The organism is Trichocoleus desertorum AS-A10 (assembly GCF_039962155.1).
Taxonomy (GTDB): Bacteria; Cyanobacteriota; Cyanobacteriia; order FACHB-46; family FACHB-46; genus Trichocoleus.
This window is the reverse complement of the sequence record NZ_JAMPKN010000019.1, coordinates 1-17,694: the sequence shown is the minus strand read 5'-3', so window position 1 is coordinate 17,694 and position 17,694 is coordinate 1. Positions and strand designations below refer to the sequence as shown.

Here is a 17,694-nt window from a genome sequence, read left to right as displayed (position 1 = left end):
CGGACTGGGTGCAGTCACAATTCGCAACGACAGACAATACTTAGACTAAAGATTTAATTTATCTAGAGAATATAATTTTAATCTGGCTAGGAGAATTCCAGATGAGTACACTACGGGTTGGGATCGCAGGTCCAGTAGGCTCTGGCAAAACTGCTTTGGTAGAGACGCTGTGTAAAGCTCTACGTCAGCAATACAATATTGCGGTAGTCACCAACGACATTTACACCCAAGAAGATGCGCAGTTTTTAGTCAAGCATCAGGCATTGGAGCAAGAGCGCATCATTGGGGTAGAAACTGGAGGGTGCCCTCACACTGCAATTCGCGAAGATGCCTCGATCAACTTAGCGGCGATCGCTCAACTGGAACAACGCTTCCAGAGCTTAGATTTACTGTTCGTGGAAAGCGGGGGCGATAATCTCGCGTCTACCTTCAGCCCTGAATTAGTCGATCTCACCATTTACGTAATTGATGTGGCCGCAGGAGACAAAATTCCTCGCAAGGGAGGACCAGGAATCACCAAATCAGATTTATTGGTGATTAATAAAATTGATTTGGCTCCCTTCGTCGGGGCTGACCTAGGCGTCATGGAGCGAGACGCCACAAAAATGCGAGGTCAGAAGCCCTTTGTTTTCACCAATCTGAAAACTCAGACCGGGTTAGACCAGGTGATTAATTTTATTACAGAGAATATGTAGAAGTATGTAGAGTTTGGCGATCGCCTTGAACTTTCCATCATGGGGTTATTTTGACTTAACCCACGCAAAGATTAGGGTTTGAGACTAAGAACATTTATTGCCATCGGAATTTTGTATAAGCTAATACAATTAGCCTCAGAAGCTCCGCCATAATATCTCACTTTAATCATGTAACTTCCGACACCGGTTAGCAGATTGAGTGAGGAGAATAATAACAACATGGCAAGGCAGTTTGGGCGGCGCAAGTTTCTGATTTACGGCTCAGCCACTTTTGGTACTAGCATTCTGCTAAAAGCTTGCGCCAATAATCCCACCCCTCAAGCAGGCGAGAGTGCTTCCCCTACGACAGCAGCATCCCCTGCCGCCGCTGGTAGCGGCAACACCATCAAGGTTGGGATTCTCCATTCGCTAAGCGGCACCATGGCCATTAGTGAAAAGAGCGTGGTAGATGCTGAACAATTAGCGATCACAGAAATTAATCAAGCAGGTGGTGTTTTAGGCAAACAAATTGAAGCGATTGTAGAAGATGGTGCTTCTGACTGGCCTACCTTCGCTGAGAAAGCAACTAAACTAATTGACCAAGATAAGGTCGCGACTATCTTTGGCTGCTGGACTTCTGCCAGCCGCAAAGCAGTTTTGCCTGTCTTTGAGCAGAAGAATCATATGCTCTGGTATCCAGTGCAGTATGAAGGGCAAGAATGTTCCAAAAACATCTTCTACACCGGAGCCGCTCCCAACCAACAAATTGAACCCTCGGTCGATTGGCTGCTGGAAAACAAGGGCAAAGAATTTTTCTTGGTGGGATCTGACTATGTCTTCCCTCGCACCGCCAACACCATCATCAAGGCCCAGCTAGAAGCCAAAGGTGCCAAAGTTGTCGGGGAAGACTACCTGCCGCTAGGTAGCACTGAAGTTACGCCAATTATTGCCAAAATCAAGCAAGCTTTACCCAACGGTGGCGTGATCTACAACACGCTGAACGGAGACAGTAACGTAGCTTTCTTCAAGCAGTTGCAGGGCGCAGGGATGGGACCAGACAAATATCCCTCTATGTCCGTCAGCATTGCGGAAGAAGAAGTGAAGGCGATCGGACCGGAATATCTCAAAGGTCATTATGCCGCTTGGAACTATTTCCAAACCGTGGACACTCCTGCCAACAAGAAGTTTGTGGAGGCGTTCAAAGCCAAGTATGGCAGCGATCGCGTCACCAACGACCCGATGGAAGCAGCATACATCATGGTTTACATCTGGAAGCAAGCGGTTGAGAAGGCCGCTACAGCAGATGACATGGAGAAGGTACGGGCTGCTGCGATCGGCCAAACCTTTGATGCTCCGCAAGGACAGGTCAGCTTGGCTGCCAACCATCACTTGTCTAAAGTGGTGCGGATTGGTGAGGTGCGGGACGATGGTCTGTTTGAGATTGTCTCCTCTACTGACAAAGCCGTAGCTCCTGTGCCTTGGAACCAGTATGTAGCTGAAACCAAGGGCTTCGCTTGTGATTGGTCTGACCCAGCCAAGGGTGGCAAGTACAAGACCACCTAGAGATTGAGATTTTAGATAGCACTACGTGCCACTTCGCTAAAGGATTCTGGAGCTGAATTAACCAAGTTCTTCTTCAGAATCCCAGCTCGCAGGAGGGAGAGATTTGCTGACGGGATTGGTAGATGGGATTTTGGGTGGCATTGGCATCGGTTCGGTGTTGTTGCTAGCAGCACTGGGACTCGCCATTGTGTTCGGCCTCATGGGTGTGATCAACATGGCCCACGGGGAATTGATGATGTTGGGGGCTTACACCACCTTCGTAGTTCAGAATGTGTTCAAGAGCCTGGGGGGTGACTGGCTAGAAACCTACATTCTCTTTGCTCTCCCTTTAGCCTTTTTAGTCGCGGCTTTAATGGGGCTAATTTTGGAACGAGGGGTGGTGCGGTATTTATATGGCCGTCCTCTAGAAACTTTGCTGGCTACCTGGGGCGTGAGCCTGATCTTGCAGCAGTTTGTGCGGAGTGTGAATTGGGTGCTGGTGATTGGTCTAGCTCTCTTTTGCCTCTTCTTTTTCGGTGGAATGTGGCTGCTGTCTCGTCGTGCGGATTGGCACCGTCTGCGGGGTTGGGCGATCGCGCTACTTTTACCGCTCTCTTTTGGCATTGCGGCGGTCACAGGCAATATCCTCAGCCAAACTTATAAGCTGGCTGTAACTAAACCTTGGTTTGGGGCACAAAACGTAGATGTCACCGCGCCTAAGTGGCTTCGCAGTGGCTTCTCTTTGGGGAGCTTTCAAGTCTCCTCGGTGCGTCTCTTTATTGTGGCCTTGACTATTTTCTGCGTCGTTGCCATTTATCTGTTCTTGCAGCGATCGCCTTGGGGTCTACGCATCCGAGCTGTAACGCAAAACCGCAGCATGAGTGCTTGCTTGGGCATCCCCACTCAGAAGGTAGATGCGCTCACCTTTGCGCTGGGGTCTGGGCTGGCAGGTGTCGCGGGCTGTGCCCTGAGCTTACTTGGTTCCGTTGGCCCCAACACTGGACAGAATTACATTGTGGATACTTTCATGGTGGTCGTTGTGGGTGGTGTTGGCAAGTTGGTCGGCAGCATTGTGGCGGCAATGGCGATCGGCACCTTAACTTATCTGATCGGCTCCGATGCGTTTCGTCCTTTGTTGACGGCGGTGCCCCCGTTGGCTGACTTTTTCACTTTCTTCTCTAGCACCAGTATGGCGAAGGTGATGGTCTTCGCATTGATTGTGGTATTTCTGCAAGTGCGTCCGGCAGGGTTGTTTCCGCAGAAGGGACGAACGGTGGATGCATAGCAATTTTGGATTACCGATTTTAGATTTTGGATTGAGCTTGGCTGGGTGACGTGAGAGGCTTGGGGTTGTGGAGACAGCAATTGGGAATCGAAGGATAGATTGGCGCAGGCATCGCAAGCTGTTGATGGAAATTGGCATTGTGGGCGCGATCGCACTGGGCCTCATTTTAGTGATGCCGCTTTTACTGACTGGTTTCCGGTTGAATTTGTTAGGGCGATTTCTAGCGCTGGCGATCGCGGCTTTGGGAATTGACCTAATCTGGGGCTACACAGGCTTGCTGAGCTTGGGGCATGGAGTATTTTTTGCTTTAGGTGGCTATGCCTTAGCCATGCACTTAAAGTTGCAAATTCCACCCGATGCCAGCATTCAGTTACCCGAATTCATGAGTTTGTATGGCGTCACCAAGCTTCCTGTGTTTTGGCAACCCTTTTATTCATTTCCCTTTACAGCATTCGCGATCGTGCTGATTCCGGGGTTGCTGGCAGCGGTACTGGGATATTTAGTGTTTCGCAATCGCATCCGGGGGGTTTATTTCTCGATCCTCACCCAAGCTGCCACGATTATCTTTTTCAATCTCTTCAACGGCCAGCAGAAGTTTATTAATGGCACCAACGGCCTCACAGACTTCCGCACTTTGTTTGGAGCCACGGTTAGCGCTCCACAAACTCAGTTTGTCTTTTACGTCCTGACGGTTCTCCTATTGGTGACCGCTTACGCCCTCTGCCGTTGGCTCACTACAGGTCGCTTCGGTAACTTGTTGGTGGCGATTCGAGATGACGAGAGCCGGGTGCGCTTCTCTGGCTATGATCCCACCGGGTTCAAGGTTTTGGTTTTTGCAGTTTCCGCAGGTCTGGCAGGTTTGGCGGGAGCTATGTTTACCCTGCAAACAGGCATCATCTCACCCAAAGCTATGGATATTGCCTTCTCGATTGAGATGGTGATTTGGGTTGCCGTAGGAGGCCGCGCTTCTCTAGTCGGTGCTGTACTGGGTGCTCTCCTCGTTAACTACGGCAAAAGCTTATTGAGCGAACGCTTTCCGGATATTTGGCTCTTTTTCCAAGGAGCTTTGTTTCTCCTGGTGGTGATGGTGTTGCCCAACGGTTTGGTCGGTTGGTTGCGCCACCAAGGCATGCAACAACTGCGATCGCTCTTAGGCCGCCGCCCCGCTGTCATGACCTATCCCAGTCTCGAAACCGATCCCGACGTTGAGCAAGAACGTCAAAAGCTTAGCAAACATGATTAGGCGCTATCCATCTAGACCTACCCCCCAGCCTCCTTCCCTATCTCCCACCCAACCCTTCCATGAACAGCAAAATTCTGGAAATTGAGAATCTCACCGTTAGCTTTGATGGCTTCAAAGCTCTGAAGCAGCTTAACTTCAGCATGGACACTGGCGAACTCCGAGTGGTGATTGGCCCCAACGGTGCAGGTAAAACCACCTTTCTGGATGTCATTACAGGTAAAGTCAAACCCACTGAAGGGCGAGTACTGTTTAAGGGCCGCAACCTGCGATCGCTCTCGGAGCATCAGATTGCCCGTTTCGGTGTAGGCCGCAAGTTCCAAACTCCCCGCATCTACCTCAATCTGTCGGTGCGAGATAACTTAGCAATCGCGGGCAGTCGGGCCAAATCTGTCTTCTCGACTTTGTGGGGGCGAGCCTCTACGGCAGAGCGGCGTAGAATTGGCGGGTTGCTAGAAACCATTGGCTTAGCAACCAAGGCCGATGGCTTGGCGGGGTTGCTCTCCCACGGTGAAAAGCAGCGCCTAGAAATTGGCATGCTCGTGGCGCAATCTCCCGATTTGTTGTTGGTAGACGAGCCTGTGGCAGGTCTGACCGACGAAGAAACTGCCAATATTGGGGATCTACTGTTGGCATTGGCTGAAAGTCATTCGATTTTGGTGATCGAGCACGACATGGAATTTGTGCGCCAGATTGCTCGGCAGGTCACCGTTCTGCACGAGGGGTCGGTGCTCTGCGAAGGCACCATCGAAGAAGTACAGAGCGATCCGCGTGTGATTGAAGTGTATCTAGGTCAACAGTCAGAGATGCCTGCTGCAGCGGTTAAAGAGGAGATCAGCGCTACATGATGAATTCAGCTAACACCGCGATCGCCCCAGAAATCGCCACAACTCCGTCTCCCATGCTTCAGGTTGCGGGCCTTAACGTCTACTACGGCGAGAGCCACATTCTGCGCCAGGTTGATCTTAGTGTTCCGGTGGGCAAGATGGTTTGCTTGATTGGGCGCAATGGTGTGGGCAAAACCACCCTGCTCAAGACTATCATGGGTTTGCTGCCACCACGTAGTGGCAACATTTATTTGGCAGGAAATGTGATTAACTCCAAATCCCCCGACCAAAGAGCCAGACTCGGTATTGGTTATGTGCCACAAGGGCGGGAGATTATTCCTCGCTTGACCGTGAAAGAGAACTTGTTGTTGGGTCTGGAAGCTTGTAGCGATCGCAAAACTCGGCAGCAAGCAGAAATTCCTGCCGAAATCTTTGAGCTGTTTCCAGTGCTTAAGACCATGCTCTCTCGACAAGGAGGAGATTTAAGCGGCGGTCAACAACAACAACTGGCGATCGCCCGTGCCTTGATGGGCAAACCCCGCTTACTCGTCTTAGATGAACCCACTGAAGGCATCCAACCCTCGATCATTTTGGAAATCGAAGCGGCAGTACGGCGGATCATAGCGGAAACGGGGATCTCGGTGCTGCTAGTTGAGCAACATCTCCACTTTGTCCGCCAAGCCGATTGGTACTACGCCATGCAAAAAGGTGGCATTGTCGCTTCTGGTTCTACGCAAGAACTCAGCAACGACGTAATTCAACAATTTTTGGCCGTGTAAGCTAAGCTCCTCAATCTAGACGACGCAGATTCTCCTCAGGCTGGCATGATCAGGCATGGGGAGAATTCATGTGTTTGAGGGAAAAAGCCCGATGGATGCTGTGACATTGCTGGGTCTCGTAGCTGCCGCCTTAACGACTACCGCTTTTCTGCCACAATTGCTCAAAACTTGGCGCTCTAAATCTGCCAAAGATGTTTCGCTATGGATGCTGATTACGTTTTCCACCGGAGTTTTTCTTTGGTTGATCTATGGTGTTTATATCCAGTCTTTGCCTGTGATTATTGCTAACTCGGTCACTTTTGTTTTGTCATCAATTAATTTGATTTTGAAAATTCGCTACGAATCCTAAAAGCCATCAACTTACTGAATTGGCCTTGACTCATTCCAAGATTTGACTTTAGGCTTGGCTTAGCTTTCACCCTTTTTCGTGAGTTGCGGGCTGATCAGTAGGAGTACAGTGTGGACGGAAAGTTCTGAAACATCAAGGACTTACGTGGTCAGATGCTCCACAGGGTGAATTTGTAGGTACAGGGTGTGAGTCGTGGGATTTTATTAACAGTTTGTCAGCCGTATTCTTCAACACATTTAAGTAAGTTGCTATTTTCTCGACTCAAACAAGCTGAATCCAGATGGGTGGAGAGACTGCATCACCTCCAACCCAAAATTTTGGTGTTTACCTTTGGAGCCTCGCTAGTTCCCGTCATCTTTCTAGTGGGTGCTGCTTGGCAATTTGGGCATCAGCCACTCAAGGATTTAGAGAAAGTGCGGTTGAATGATCAAGTCCAAGCCTTTCGAGGTTATACCGCCGCTAGCGAAAAAGGATTACAAGATTTATCCGCAGGTTATGCCTTCTGGACTGACTTGTACGATGCGGTACAACAGCGCAACCGAGCTTGGATCACTAAGGAAGTCAGCGATCAATTGGTTTTCTCCACGGACGTAGATGCGGTAAAAGTTACAAGTCAAGCTGGGGATGTTTTAGGCAGTCGGGGGGCAGAGTTACAGTTGCCTGCGGTGCAAGAGCGCATCAGTCGTTTGGTTAAAACTGGAAAAACCACCCAAGACTTAATTCAGACTGATGTAGCGCCTCAGACCCAGAGCAATTCTGCTGCAAAGCTAGGCCCTCAACGTCAAGTGTTGATGCTATCTGTCGCGCCTATTTATCAAAGTGATGGCAAGGGAGCTTCACCTGGCACGCTCATTGTGGGGCAAGTTCTGGATGCGGCTTGGTTACAGAAATTTCTCACGTATTCTCAACCAACCACCAAGCTGAAGATTTTCTCGCTGCAAGGTCAGCCTGTCGTCGCGAGTCATAGCGATCTGAAGCTAGATGTTTGGGAAGCCAATCATTTCAGCACCGAAGTTTTGCCCAAAATTCGTCAGGGTCAATCTGTCTATCGCATCGAGCCTCAATCAGGACTCAACACGGTTTATGCACCGCTGATGTCGAGCAATCGGCCTGTGGCGATCGCCAAAATTCAGATCGTTTCTGGTTACTTTAGCCAAGCCCTCACGGCCCTCAGCCAATTGCTTTGGGGTGGTTTAGGGCTGGCAACATTGCTCTCGATTGCGATCGCTCATTTCCTGGCCAAACAAATCAGCCAACCGATCAAGCAACTAGCAGAACGCAGCCAAACCCTAGCCGCTGGAGACTTAAGCAGTCCCATTCCAGGCATGACCGCAGGCGGTGAAATCGGCCAACTCGCCTGTTCTTACCAGGAGATGGCTGGCTCGCTCAAAACCTTGATTAATGACCTAGAGCACCGGGTAGCCGAACGCACCGAAGAATTGGAACTGGCGCGGCAAACTTTAGAAGAACGAGTACAAGAACGCACCGAAGAAGTGCGACAACAACATCAACAATTGCAGCAAGCCCATGACGAATTGCAGCGGTTGAACACTGAAGTCACCGCCAAAGCTGAGCAACTCAGCATCGCGTTACGCAATTTGCAAAAAGCCCAAGCCCAGTTAATTCAAACGGAGAAGATGTCTAGTTTGGGGCAGTTGGTGGCAGGAGTCGCCCACGAAATCAACAACCCGATCAATTTCATCTACGGCAACCTACCTTACATCAGCCGTTACAGCCGCGATTTACTCGATCTGGTGCAACAATACACCCAGCGCTACGGCCACGATCCAGAAATTCAACAACGCAAAGACGCGATCGAGTTTAATTTCATCACCACGGATCTGCCCAAGATCCTCACTTCAATGGAAACCGGAGCCGATCGCATTCGCCAAATTATTCTGTCTTTACGCAACTTCTCGCGGCTGGACGAAGCGGAGATGAAACCAGCCAATCTTCACGAAGGCATTGACAGCACCTTGCTAATTTTGCAGCATCGCCTGAATGAGGAAGCGCATAACTTTAGCTCGATTCAAGTGATTAAGCAATACGGCCCGCTACCGCCAGTTGAGTGCTATCCCCGACAGCTCAACCAAGTTTTTATGAATCTCTTGAGCAATGCGATCGATGCGCTGGAAAGCTGCTCTCGCGCAGACAAGCAAATTGTGATTCAGACGCAAATGTGTCCCGATAATCAGGTACAGGTGAGCATCCGCGACAATGGCCCTGGTATTCCGACAGAAATCCAAGAGAAGCTATTTGACCCCTTCTTTACCACCAAACCTGTGGGCAAAGGTACAGGTCTGGGCTTGACTGTGGCTTATCAAATTTTGGAGCGGCACCAAGGCCAAATTCACGTCATCTCGACTCCTGGAGCAGGTACAGAAGTGACGATTGATCTACCCCAGGCAGCCACATCCTTGCCGATAGCGGTATGATTTTCGCTAAGCCGTTTCGATTTGGCCCCTCATGACTGCTGATGCTGCCCCAGGACAATTGAATTTGAGTGCAGGATGGCAGGGCAGCCTGGAGTTAGAATTTGCCTTTCGCGATCGCGCTACCCATCTCAGCTATAGCCGCAGTCAAGCCCCTTTGAAGCTGCAACGCCCCTTCTATCCGGAAGGGCCAGAGGTTTGTCATTGCATCCTGTTGCACACAGCTGGAGGTGTCGTGGGGGACGATCGCCTCAGCCTAAATCTCCGCCTGCAACCCCAAGCCCATGCCTTAATCACCAGTGCCGCTGCCACCAAGGTTTATCGAAGTAATGGCTTAGTCGCGCAACAAACGGCTCAAGTCCAAATTGCCGAGGGCGCTTGCTGTGAATGGCTACCGCAAGAAACGATTGTGTTTGATGGCGCAAACTACCAACAAAATCTCCGAGTGGAACTAGAACCCAACGCCACCTGGATCGGCTGGGAAATCACCCGCCTAGGCCGCAGCGCTAGGGGCGAACAATTTCTCAGCGGCAACTGGCGATCGCGCACCGAAGTTTGGCGGCAAGACCAACCCTTATGGATTGACCCCCAATGGATTCCAGGCAGTCCAGTGATCGTGAACAGTCCGCATGGCCTAGCAGGACATCCGGTGATTGCCAGTTTTGCTTTAGTAGGAAAAGCGGTAGAACTAGAGCTAATTACCCAGGCGCGATCGCTGTGGCAAGCAGGCGGGTATCCTGGCGAAGCAGGAGTCACCAGCCTCACCGAAGGCTTACTCTGCCGTTATCGCGGGCCTTCTAGCCAAGCGGCCCGTAGCTGGTTTATGCAAGTGTGGCAACTTCTACGCCAACTTTACTTAGGCCGTTCCGCTTGTCCACCGCGAGTTTGGCAAATCTGAAACGGAGATCGCATGCAACTGTCACCACAAGAAAAAGATAAACTACTGATTTTTACTGCTGCTTTGCTCGCAGAACGCCGCAAAGCCAGAGGCTTAAAGCTAAACCACCCGGAAGCAGTTGCCTACATCTCAGCCGCCATCCTAGAAGGAGCGCGTGACGGTCGCAGCGTGGCTGATCTAATGAGCTACGGGGCCACCCTCCTGACTACAGAAGAGGTCATGGAAGGCGTACCCGAAATGATTCACGAAGTACAAGTAGAAGCTACCTTCCCCGACGGCACCAAACTCGTCACCGTCCACAATCCCATCCGCTAAATCGGGTTCGCTGAGACAAAAGGAGAGCAAGATGATTCCAGGAGAACTGTTTGTAGAAGACGGAGACATCGAGCTGAACGCGGGTCGTCCTACCATTAAGCTTAAAGTCGCCAACACAGGCGATCGCCCCATCCAAATAGGATCTCACTTCCACTTTTATGAAGTCAATCCTGCCCTGAGTTGCGATCGCGAACAGGCCAGAGGGATGCGCCTAAATATTCCCGCCGGAACCGCTGTGCGCTTTGAACCCGGAGATGAGCGAGAAGTAGAGCTTGTCCCTTTCGTGGGCAGTCGCCAAGTCTACGGCTTTAACGCCAAAATCAACGGTCCCCTAGATAGAACCTAACTCCCAGCCCTTTTCCTTCACGGAGGGGAGAGATAGGCAAAAGTTTAACTTTTCTCTCTTTAGACAGGATGTATATCAACGCAGCAACGATTCCCCTGCTTAATCATCACCATGTAAGAGCATTGCTATGAAATGGCCAGACAATTCGCTTGTAATTTATTCCAACTTGCCAATTCGTATTGAGAGTTGGGCTCCTCCCTCTGTGAAGACAGGGGTTGGCGGTAGTGAGGAGGCAGTCATTTACCTAGGGCAAGAACTTGCAAAATTAGGATATCAAGTAACTGTTTTCAACTCCTGCGGTGATATGGAGGGAGAGCATAATGGTGTGCTCTACCAAGCTGTTGAAAAGTTTAATCCTCACGATCACTTTAACGTCTTAATTTTTCATCGGAATTGGCTCCAACCCATGATGATGAAAGCTCAGGCAAATAAAACCGCCGTTTGGATGCATGATAATCCTCACATTCTGCCTCAGGTAGATGAGATAAAGCATAGTGAGTTCTTAGCTAGCTTCGATAAATTATTTGTGTTGTCTCATTTTCATCAATCTCTTCTGCCAGATTGGATTCCTAAAGATAAAATTTTTATTACCAAGAATGGCATTAATCTACCTGATTTTAATGTCGATCAGCCCCCAAGAAATCCTAAGCGATTGATATATATTAGTGATTATTTGCGCGGCATTGAGCATCTTTTAACTCAGTGGCCAGATATCCTAAAGGAAGTTCCTGATGCGGAACTACATCTCTTTTATGGCTGGCAAACCTATGATGCCTTAGTTCAATCACCACTCATCGAGAGATTCCCACAATTAAAAGGTAAAAAAGAGCAAATACTACCACTACTACAACAAGAAAATGTGTATGAGCATGGCAGGATAGGACATACTCAACTAATCTCGGAGCTGTACAAATCAGGAATTTATGTTTATCCCTGTCATTTTCCTGAAGTTTTCTGTATTTCAGGGTTAAAAGCACAAGCCTGTGGTTGTCTTCCGGTTGTTACCAATTATGCAGCTCTTGCTGAAACGATCCAGTCGGGAATTAAGATTGATGGCTGTGGCGGGGAGCCAGATGTTAACAAAGCCTTTGTGGCAGCAGTGATTGATTTACTCAAACATCCTGAGAAGCAAGAGTCGATGCGCCAAAATGTTACAGCATTAAAACCATTTTGGGGTTGGGATCAAGTAGCTCAACAGTGGCATGACGAGTTTTTGCAAAATTAGTTATGGCAAAGTATTTTGACTATCTTTGAAATTCTCAAAAGCTAGAATTAGCTTGCTTAAATTTCATGTTTAACTTCAAGGATTAGAATTATGAGCTATCGCATGAATCGTCGGGCTTATGCCGAGACCTTTGGGCCTACCGTGGGCGATCGCGTGCGATTGGCAGATACCGAGCTGATCATTGAAGTAGAGCGAGACTTCACTACCTACGGAGACGAAGTTAAGTTTGGAGGTGGCAAAGTCATTCGGGATGGCATGGGGCAATCTCCCATTACTAATGCCGATGGAGCCGTGGATTTAGTCATTACTAACGCACTAATTCTGGATTGGTGGGGCATTGTCAAAGCCGATGTGGGAATTAAAGATGGGCGTATCGCCAAAATTGGCAAAGCAGGCAACCCCTACATCCAAGACCACGTAGACATCATCATTGGCCCCGGAACCGAGGTGCTCGCGGGAGAAGGCATGATCCTCACCGCAGGCGGCATCGACAGCCACATTCATTTCATTTGCCCCCAACAAATTGAAACCGCGATCGCATCTGGCATCACGACCATGATTGGTGGTGGCACTGGGCCTGCGACGGGTACCAACGCCACCACTTGTACTCCTGGCCCCTGGAACATCTACCGCATGTTGCAAGCCGCCGATGCCTTCCCGATGAATTTGGGCTTTCTGGGCAAAGGTAACAGCAGCAAACCAGAAAGCTTGCGGGAACAGGTGGAAGCGGGGGTAATGGGGCTAAAGCTGCACGAAGACTGGGGCACCACTCCTGCCACCATCGACACTTGCCTGAGCGTAGCGGATGAATATGATGTGCAGGTTGCCATCCATACAGACACCCTCAACGAAGCGGGCTGCGTTGAAGATACGATCGCGGCCTTTCAAAATCGGGTGATTCACACCTACCACACCGAGGGCGCAGGGGGTGGGCATGCTCCAGACATCATTAAAGTATGTGGTGAAGCCAATGTGCTACCGTCTTCCACCAATCCCACTCGTCCCTATACGCTCAATACCTTAGACGAGCATTTGGATATGTTGATGGTTTGCCATCACCTCGACCCCAGCATTCCCGAAGACGTTGCTTTTGCTGAATCGCGGATTCGCCGAGAAACGATCGCGGCTGAAGATATTTTGCATGACTTGGGAGCTTTCAGCATGATCTCTTCCGACTCTCAGGCAATGGGTCGCGTAGGGGAGGTAATCATCCGTACTTGGCAAACAGCGCATAAGATGAAAGTGCAGCGGGGACCGCTCGATGGCGACAGCGATCGCAACGATAATTTGCGGGCAAAGCGTTACATTGCCAAGTACACGATCAATCCCGCCATTACTCACGGGGTTGCGGCTCATGTCGGCTCTATTGAAGCAGGCAAGCTAGCAGATCTCTGTCTCTGGCGGCCCGCTTTCTTCGGCGTCAAACCAGAAGTCGTGGTTAAAGGTGGCCTGATTGCCTGGGCTCAAATGGGCGATGCCAATGCCAGCATCCCGACTCCACAACCTGTCCACATGCGTCCGATGTTTGGCAGCTTTGGCGGGGCGATCGCGGCCACTTCCCTCACCTTTGTCTCACAAGCTGCTCTTACGCAAGGCATTCCCGCTCAGCTCAAGCTGCAAAAACCTGCTGTGGCAGTTTCCGATACCCGCCAACTCAGCAAGCGTGACCTCAAGCTCAATGACTTGTTGCCGCACATGGAAGTTGATCCGGAAACCTACGAAGTCCGAGCCGATGGTGAGTTGCTAACTTGTGAACCTGCGACGGTCCTGCCAATGGCTCAGCGCTACTTTTTGTTCTAAGCCAGTTTGTTCTAAACCAGTTCGCTGACTCAGGGTGAGAGGCGATCGCGACAGCCTCAGTCGGTAGCATCGAACTTGTTTTGCGTTAGAATTAGCCCTCGATTGCTTAGGGATCGCTCAGGGCACTCGTTGCCGTAGGATAACAACAAGGAGCCTGCTACCACTTCTGTCCATGACTCCTGTACAACTGCGATCGCTGTCAGTAAAGCAGGATAGGGTGAGGCGTCAGGATCTAACTTAAGTTAGATCTTAATAGTTTGCTCCTGATCGGAGGAGTTTGCCGTTGAATCGAATTGGTTCAAGCGTCAGACTCAAGTTCTCTACTTGGATAGACGTTATTTTCTTGCATTTGTGGCTAAATTAAACAGAATCCCCCTCTCGAAAGAGGTGTTTCTCTAGCCAATTGAGAGAATTTAACTAATTTTTAATAACTCTCATTATTTGCATTTCTACACTTCATGAACAATTCGCCCTTTGCCCAGTCTCCAAGAATTGATCGAATTCTTGTTGTAGATGATTCCGCTGACAACTCATTTCTAATCCAGGCAATTTTAGAGGAAGAGGATTACAAGGTTGACATTGCCGATAGCGGTATGGCAGCTTTAGCCAAAATTGATGAATTTCCTCCCGACTTGATTTTGCTGGATGTCATGATGCCCGGAATGGATGGCTATGAAGTGACACGGCGGGTTCGAGACAACCAGAAATTACCTTTTATTCCTATCTTGCTGATCACAGCCTACGACCAGCCCAGCGTGGCCAAAGGCTTGGACACAGGAGCTGATGATTTTATTCGCAAACCTGTAGAGTTTGACGAACTGCTGGCTCGGGTGCGATCGCTGCTCCGCCTAAAACACAGCGTGGACGAGCGCGATCATATTGCCCGCCAGCGCGAAGACTTTGTTTCCCGCTTAGCCCACGACCTCCGCACTCCTCTCGTCGCCGCCGATCGCATGATGGGCTTGTTTCGCCAAGGCGCTTTAGGAGAACTCTCTCCAGACATGAACGACGCGATCGTGACGATGGCTCGGAGCAATCAAAACCTACTCCAAATGGTCAACACACTCTTAGAGGTGTACCGATTGGAAGCAGGGCGGAAAAGCTTTTCGTTTAGCCCCGTAGATTTACGAGATCTAGTTACAGAAGTTGCTCAAGAACTGGCACCGCTAGCTGCTGACAAAAACATCGCGTTGAAAGTGGATGTAGGTGACCACCTAGGCTATCCTGTCGCCTCCCATGTTTCGGGCGATCGCTTGGAGATCCATCGGGTCTTGACCAACTTGGTAGGCAACGCCATCAAGTTCACAGACAGTGGATTTATCACTATCGGATTGTCTTCTACGCCACCACCCGGAACGGCTACTGCCTCGGCTCCAACTTGGGCGGTGATTACAGTCAAGGACACAGGTACTGGGATTTCCCCAGAAGACCAGGCGATGCTGTTCGAGCGTTTTCGCCAAGGTCAGCATCGACGTTCTGGCAGCGGCTTGGGTCTTTACTTGTCACGCCGCATTATTGAGACTCATCAAGGTACTGTTGACCTAGAATCGGAGTTAGGCAAAGGTAGTACCTTTATCGTCCGTCTGCCAGCCAAACAACCTTAATCCTGTTATGCAGGCAATTCCTGATGCTAATTCCTGACGCTTTAGAAAAGCAGCGCACTTTTTTCAGGTCTGGCCAAACCCAATCGGTTGATTTCCGGTTGGAGCAACTCAAGCGGCTGAAGCAAGCGATTCTGGAAGCGCAAACCAGCATTGTGGATGCATTAAAAGCAGACTTACACAAACCCGTCTTTGAAGCCTATCTCACCGAAATCGGCATCATAGATGAGCTGAACTACGCGATCAAAAATTTGCGTGCTTGGACGAAACCGCGCAAAGTGGCAACCCCCGTCACAGTTTTGCCCGCTACCGCTCAAATTTGCCCGCAACCTTTGGGCGTGGTTCTGATTATTGCCCCTTGGAACTACCCATTTCAGTTATGCATCGCTCCTTTAATCGGGGCGATCGCAGCGGGAAACTGCACCATCCTCAAGCCCTCGGAGCTAACTCCTCATACTTCTCAAGTCATCGCTAACTTAATTCGCCAACACTTTGATCCAGCTTTCATTACGGTGATTGAAGGTGGCGTAGAAACCAGTCAGCAACTGTTAGCCGAAAGATTTGACCACATCTTCTTTACGGGCGGCACTGCGATTGGCAAGCGGGTGATGGCAGCAGCAGCAGAACACCTCACCCCCGTCACCCTGGAATTAGGCGGCAAAAGTCCTTGCTTGGTAGATGCCGACGTGCCGATTGATGTGGCCGCTCGCAGAATTACCTGGGGCAAGTTCACAAACGCGGGCCAAACTTGTATTGCTCCCGACTATTTGTTAGTCCATCGCTCAATCAAGCCTCAGCTCTTGCAGGCGATCGCTCAAAATATCCAAGCGTTTTACGGCGACAACCCAGCTAGCAGCCCCGACTACGGCAGAATCGTCAATCAAAAGCACTTTGAGCGCCTAGCCCCACTCCTACAATCGGGGCAAGTTGTCGTTGGCGGAGACAGTAACCCCACCGAGCACTACATTGCCCCTACTGTGATTGATGGCGTCAGTTGGCAAGACCCTGTGATGCAGGAGGAAATTTTTGGTCCCATCCTGCCCGTTCTAGAATATGAAGACTTGAATGAGGCGATCGCGCAGATCAATCAGCGTCCCAAACCCTTAGCCCTATACTTTTTCTCCCAAAACCAACAACGCCAAGCTCAAGTTTTGCAAGCTACCAGTTCCGGAGGGGTTTGCATCAATGACACCATCTTGCAAGTTGGCATCCCAAATTTACCCTTTGGCGGAGTTGGCCCTAGCGGTATGGGCCGCTATCACGGTAAGGCTAGCTTCGACACCTTCTCCCATGAGCGCAGCATTCTGAAGAAGCCTTTCTTCCTAGACTTGAAGTTACGCTACGCCCCCTACAAAGATAAGCTGCGCTGGATCAAGCAGATCATTCGATAACTCACCGTATTCTTTCCAGCAAAACGTTGGATAGCAATTTGGTTGAGGGGCAGTGGGAAAACCTTGCCCCAGTTTACTTAGGCTAAAGGCAGTGCTCAAGTTCCTGTCGTTGCAAAAGCTACAACTAGCGATCGCTATAACGCTCCACTGCCCAAGGTTCGCCGCGCCTATGGTAGCCGTTGCGTTCCCAGAAGCCCAACTCCTCTTTGTCTAGGAACTCTAGACCATTAATCCATTTAGCACTCTTCCAGGCATAGAGGTGAGGCACGACCAAGCGTAATGGCCCCCCATGATCAGCAGGCAAGGGTTCACCAAACAAGGTGTGGGCAAAGAAGTTTTCTTCTCGCAGAAAGTCTTCTATTGCAATGTTCGTCGTATAGCCGCCATAGCAATGCTCCATAATGTGAGCGGCTTTGGGGTCTACCTCTACCTGTTTCATAAAGTCCAACACCTTCACCCCTGTCCACTGCACATCCAGCTTCGACCAAGTAGTCACACAGTGGAAGTCAGCCGTGAAGTCACTTTGGGGCATGGCCATGAAGTCTTCCCAAGTGAAAGTCACTTCTTGGGCAAAGCCCCACACACGAAACTGCCACGTTTCTCGATTCACTTCCGGCGTTTGGCCATAGGTCAATACCGGAAAGCCATTGGTGAGGTGCTGACCGGGAGGAACGCGATCGCTGTACTCTGAGCCTGGTTTTTGAAAAAATTTTCCTAACATAAGGCGAAATCCTCAAGAACAGCATCAGAGGAGTTGGGTTGCTATGCCCTACCTCTTTATTACGGTGTAGCAGATTTCTCGCGATCTCCCCAGTCAGAAGCCATAAAAACAAGTCCAGGTAGTGCTCAAGATGTAATGATAGAAGAGTAAAGTTCATGGTAGTGCTACACAGGTAATGATGCATTGTAGTGATGGATGAAGTACCAAATCGCACTAATGTGATTCTCCAGTGACTTGGAAAAGGATAAGCTTTTGCGCACTAATCGAGA

General features: G+C 50.0%; 16 protein-coding genes and 1 pseudogene. 15 read left to right on the top strand and 2 right to left on the bottom strand.

The window, feature by feature from the left end:
- Window positions 1-101 precede the first annotated feature (101 nt).
- The 15 genes from ureG to NDA01_RS20685 all read left to right on the top strand — a co-directional run bounded on the left by ureG (window position 102) and on the right by NDA01_RS20685 (window position 16,704).
- On the top strand, window positions 102-695 hold the full coding sequence (gene ureG, locus NDA01_RS20755; protein WP_348229445.1) for an urease accessory protein UreG: 594 nt from the start codon (window positions 102-104) through the stop codon (window positions 693-695).
- Between the two features lie 219 nt (window positions 696-914).
- Window positions 915-2,237 carry an urea ABC transporter substrate-binding protein gene (urtA, locus tag NDA01_RS20750; RefSeq protein WP_190553714.1) on the top strand — a complete coding sequence of 441 codons (1,323 nt, stop codon included), beginning with the start codon at window positions 915-917 and terminating at the stop codon, window positions 2,235-2,237.
- 103 nt (window positions 2,238-2,340) lie between these two features.
- Window positions 2,341-3,501: an ABC transporter permease subunit gene (locus NDA01_RS20745; protein ID WP_348229444.1), complete on the top strand. Its 1,161-nt coding sequence runs from the start codon at window positions 2,341-2,343 to the stop codon at window positions 3,499-3,501.
- A gap of 67 nt (window positions 3,502-3,568) precedes the next feature.
- Window positions 3,569-4,744: an urea ABC transporter permease subunit UrtC gene (gene urtC, locus NDA01_RS20740; protein ID WP_431193477.1), complete on the top strand. Its 1,176-nt coding sequence runs from the start codon at window positions 3,569-3,571 to the stop codon at window positions 4,742-4,744.
- Between the two features lie 59 nt (window positions 4,745-4,803).
- A complete protein-coding gene (gene urtD, locus NDA01_RS20735) occupies window positions 4,804-5,589 on the top strand; it encodes an urea ABC transporter ATP-binding protein UrtD (RefSeq protein ID WP_190432618.1) in 786 nt (261 codons plus the stop codon).
- Complete coding sequence (gene urtE / locus NDA01_RS20730) at window positions 5,586-6,347, top strand: urea ABC transporter ATP-binding subunit UrtE (protein ID WP_431193476.1); 762 nt, start codon at window positions 5,586-5,588, stop codon at window positions 6,345-6,347. The genes urtD and urtE overlap by 4 nt, the downstream gene beginning before the upstream one ends.
- A gap of 91 nt (window positions 6,348-6,438) precedes the next feature.
- Window positions 6,439-6,696 carry a SemiSWEET transporter gene (locus NDA01_RS20725; protein WP_190553860.1) on the top strand — a complete coding sequence of 86 codons (258 nt, stop codon included), beginning with the start codon at window positions 6,439-6,441 and terminating at the stop codon, window positions 6,694-6,696.
- A 284-nt stretch (window positions 6,697-6,980) separates the two neighbouring features.
- Window positions 6,981-9,131 carry an ATP-binding protein gene (locus NDA01_RS20720; RefSeq protein WP_348229443.1) on the top strand — a complete coding sequence of 717 codons (2,151 nt, stop codon included), beginning with the start codon at window positions 6,981-6,983 and terminating at the stop codon, window positions 9,129-9,131.
- 31 nt (window positions 9,132-9,162) lie between these two features.
- Window positions 9,163-10,026 carry an urease accessory protein UreD gene (locus tag NDA01_RS20715; RefSeq protein ID WP_348229442.1) on the top strand — a complete coding sequence of 288 codons (864 nt, stop codon included), beginning with the start codon at window positions 9,163-9,165 and terminating at the stop codon, window positions 10,024-10,026.
- A 12-nt stretch (window positions 10,027-10,038) separates the two neighbouring features.
- Entirely contained in the window at window positions 10,039-10,341 is a 303-nt protein-coding gene (ureA, locus tag NDA01_RS20710) for an urease subunit gamma (RefSeq protein WP_190432612.1), read from the top strand.
- 31 nt (window positions 10,342-10,372) lie between these two features.
- Entirely contained in the window at window positions 10,373-10,687 is a 315-nt protein-coding gene (locus NDA01_RS20705) for an urease subunit beta (protein WP_348229441.1), read from the top strand.
- Between the two features lie 127 nt (window positions 10,688-10,814).
- Complete coding sequence (locus NDA01_RS20700) at window positions 10,815-11,912, top strand: glycosyltransferase family 4 protein (RefSeq protein ID WP_348229440.1); 1,098 nt, start codon at window positions 10,815-10,817, stop codon at window positions 11,910-11,912.
- A gap of 90 nt (window positions 11,913-12,002) precedes the next feature.
- Window positions 12,003-13,712, top strand: coding sequence for an urease subunit alpha (ureC, locus tag NDA01_RS20695; RefSeq protein ID WP_348229439.1), 1,710 nt, complete (start codon window positions 12,003-12,005; stop codon window positions 13,710-13,712).
- 458 nt (window positions 13,713-14,170) lie between these two features.
- Window positions 14,171-15,316: an ATP-binding response regulator gene (locus tag NDA01_RS20690; protein ID WP_348229438.1), complete on the top strand. Its 1,146-nt coding sequence runs from the start codon at window positions 14,171-14,173 to the stop codon at window positions 15,314-15,316.
- Window positions 15,317-15,339: 23 nt separating this feature from the next.
- A complete protein-coding gene (locus NDA01_RS20685) occupies window positions 15,340-16,704 on the top strand; it encodes an aldehyde dehydrogenase (protein WP_348229437.1) in 1,365 nt (454 codons plus the stop codon).
- A 124-nt stretch (window positions 16,705-16,828) separates the two neighbouring features.
- Here NDA01_RS20685 and NDA01_RS20680 read toward each other — a convergent pair whose 3' ends face one another.
- Window positions 16,829-17,425: a sulfite oxidase-like oxidoreductase gene (locus tag NDA01_RS20680; RefSeq protein ID WP_348229436.1), complete on the bottom strand. Its 597-nt coding sequence runs from the start codon at window positions 17,423-17,425 to the stop codon at window positions 16,829-16,831.
- Between the two features lie 164 nt (window positions 17,426-17,589).
- Window positions 17,590-17,694: pseudogene (locus NDA01_RS20675) on the bottom strand (IS1 family transposase); the annotation flags it as partial.

Coding starts and splice junctions, on each gene's coding strand:
- ureG (WP_348229445.1), top strand. CDS start 102: ATGAGTACACTACGGGTTGGGATCGCAGGTCCAGTAGGCTCTGGCAAA.
- urtA (WP_190553714.1), top strand. CDS start 915: ATGGCAAGGCAGTTTGGGCGGCGCAAGTTTCTGATTTACGGCTCAGCC.
- urtD (WP_190432618.1), top strand. CDS start 4,804: ATGAACAGCAAAATTCTGGAAATTGAGAATCTCACCGTTAGCTTTGAT.
- urtE (WP_431193476.1), top strand. CDS start 5,586: ATGATGAATTCAGCTAACACCGCGATCGCCCCAGAAATCGCCACAACT.
- NDA01_RS20725 (WP_190553860.1), top strand. CDS start 6,439: ATGGATGCTGTGACATTGCTGGGTCTCGTAGCTGCCGCCTTAACGACT.
- NDA01_RS20715 (WP_348229442.1), top strand. CDS start 9,163: ATGACTGCTGATGCTGCCCCAGGACAATTGAATTTGAGTGCAGGATGG.
- ureA (WP_190432612.1), top strand. CDS start 10,039: ATGCAACTGTCACCACAAGAAAAAGATAAACTACTGATTTTTACTGCT.
- NDA01_RS20705 (WP_348229441.1), top strand. CDS start 10,373: ATGATTCCAGGAGAACTGTTTGTAGAAGACGGAGACATCGAGCTGAAC.
- NDA01_RS20700 (WP_348229440.1), top strand. CDS start 10,815: ATGAAATGGCCAGACAATTCGCTTGTAATTTATTCCAACTTGCCAATT.
- ureC (WP_348229439.1), top strand. CDS start 12,003: ATGAGCTATCGCATGAATCGTCGGGCTTATGCCGAGACCTTTGGGCCT.
- NDA01_RS20690 (WP_348229438.1), top strand. CDS start 14,171: ATGAACAATTCGCCCTTTGCCCAGTCTCCAAGAATTGATCGAATTCTT.
- NDA01_RS20685 (WP_348229437.1), top strand. CDS start 15,340: ATGCTAATTCCTGACGCTTTAGAAAAGCAGCGCACTTTTTTCAGGTCT.
- NDA01_RS20680 (WP_348229436.1), bottom strand. CDS start 17,425: ATGTTAGGAAAATTTTTTCAAAAACCAGGCTCAGAGTACAGCGATCGC.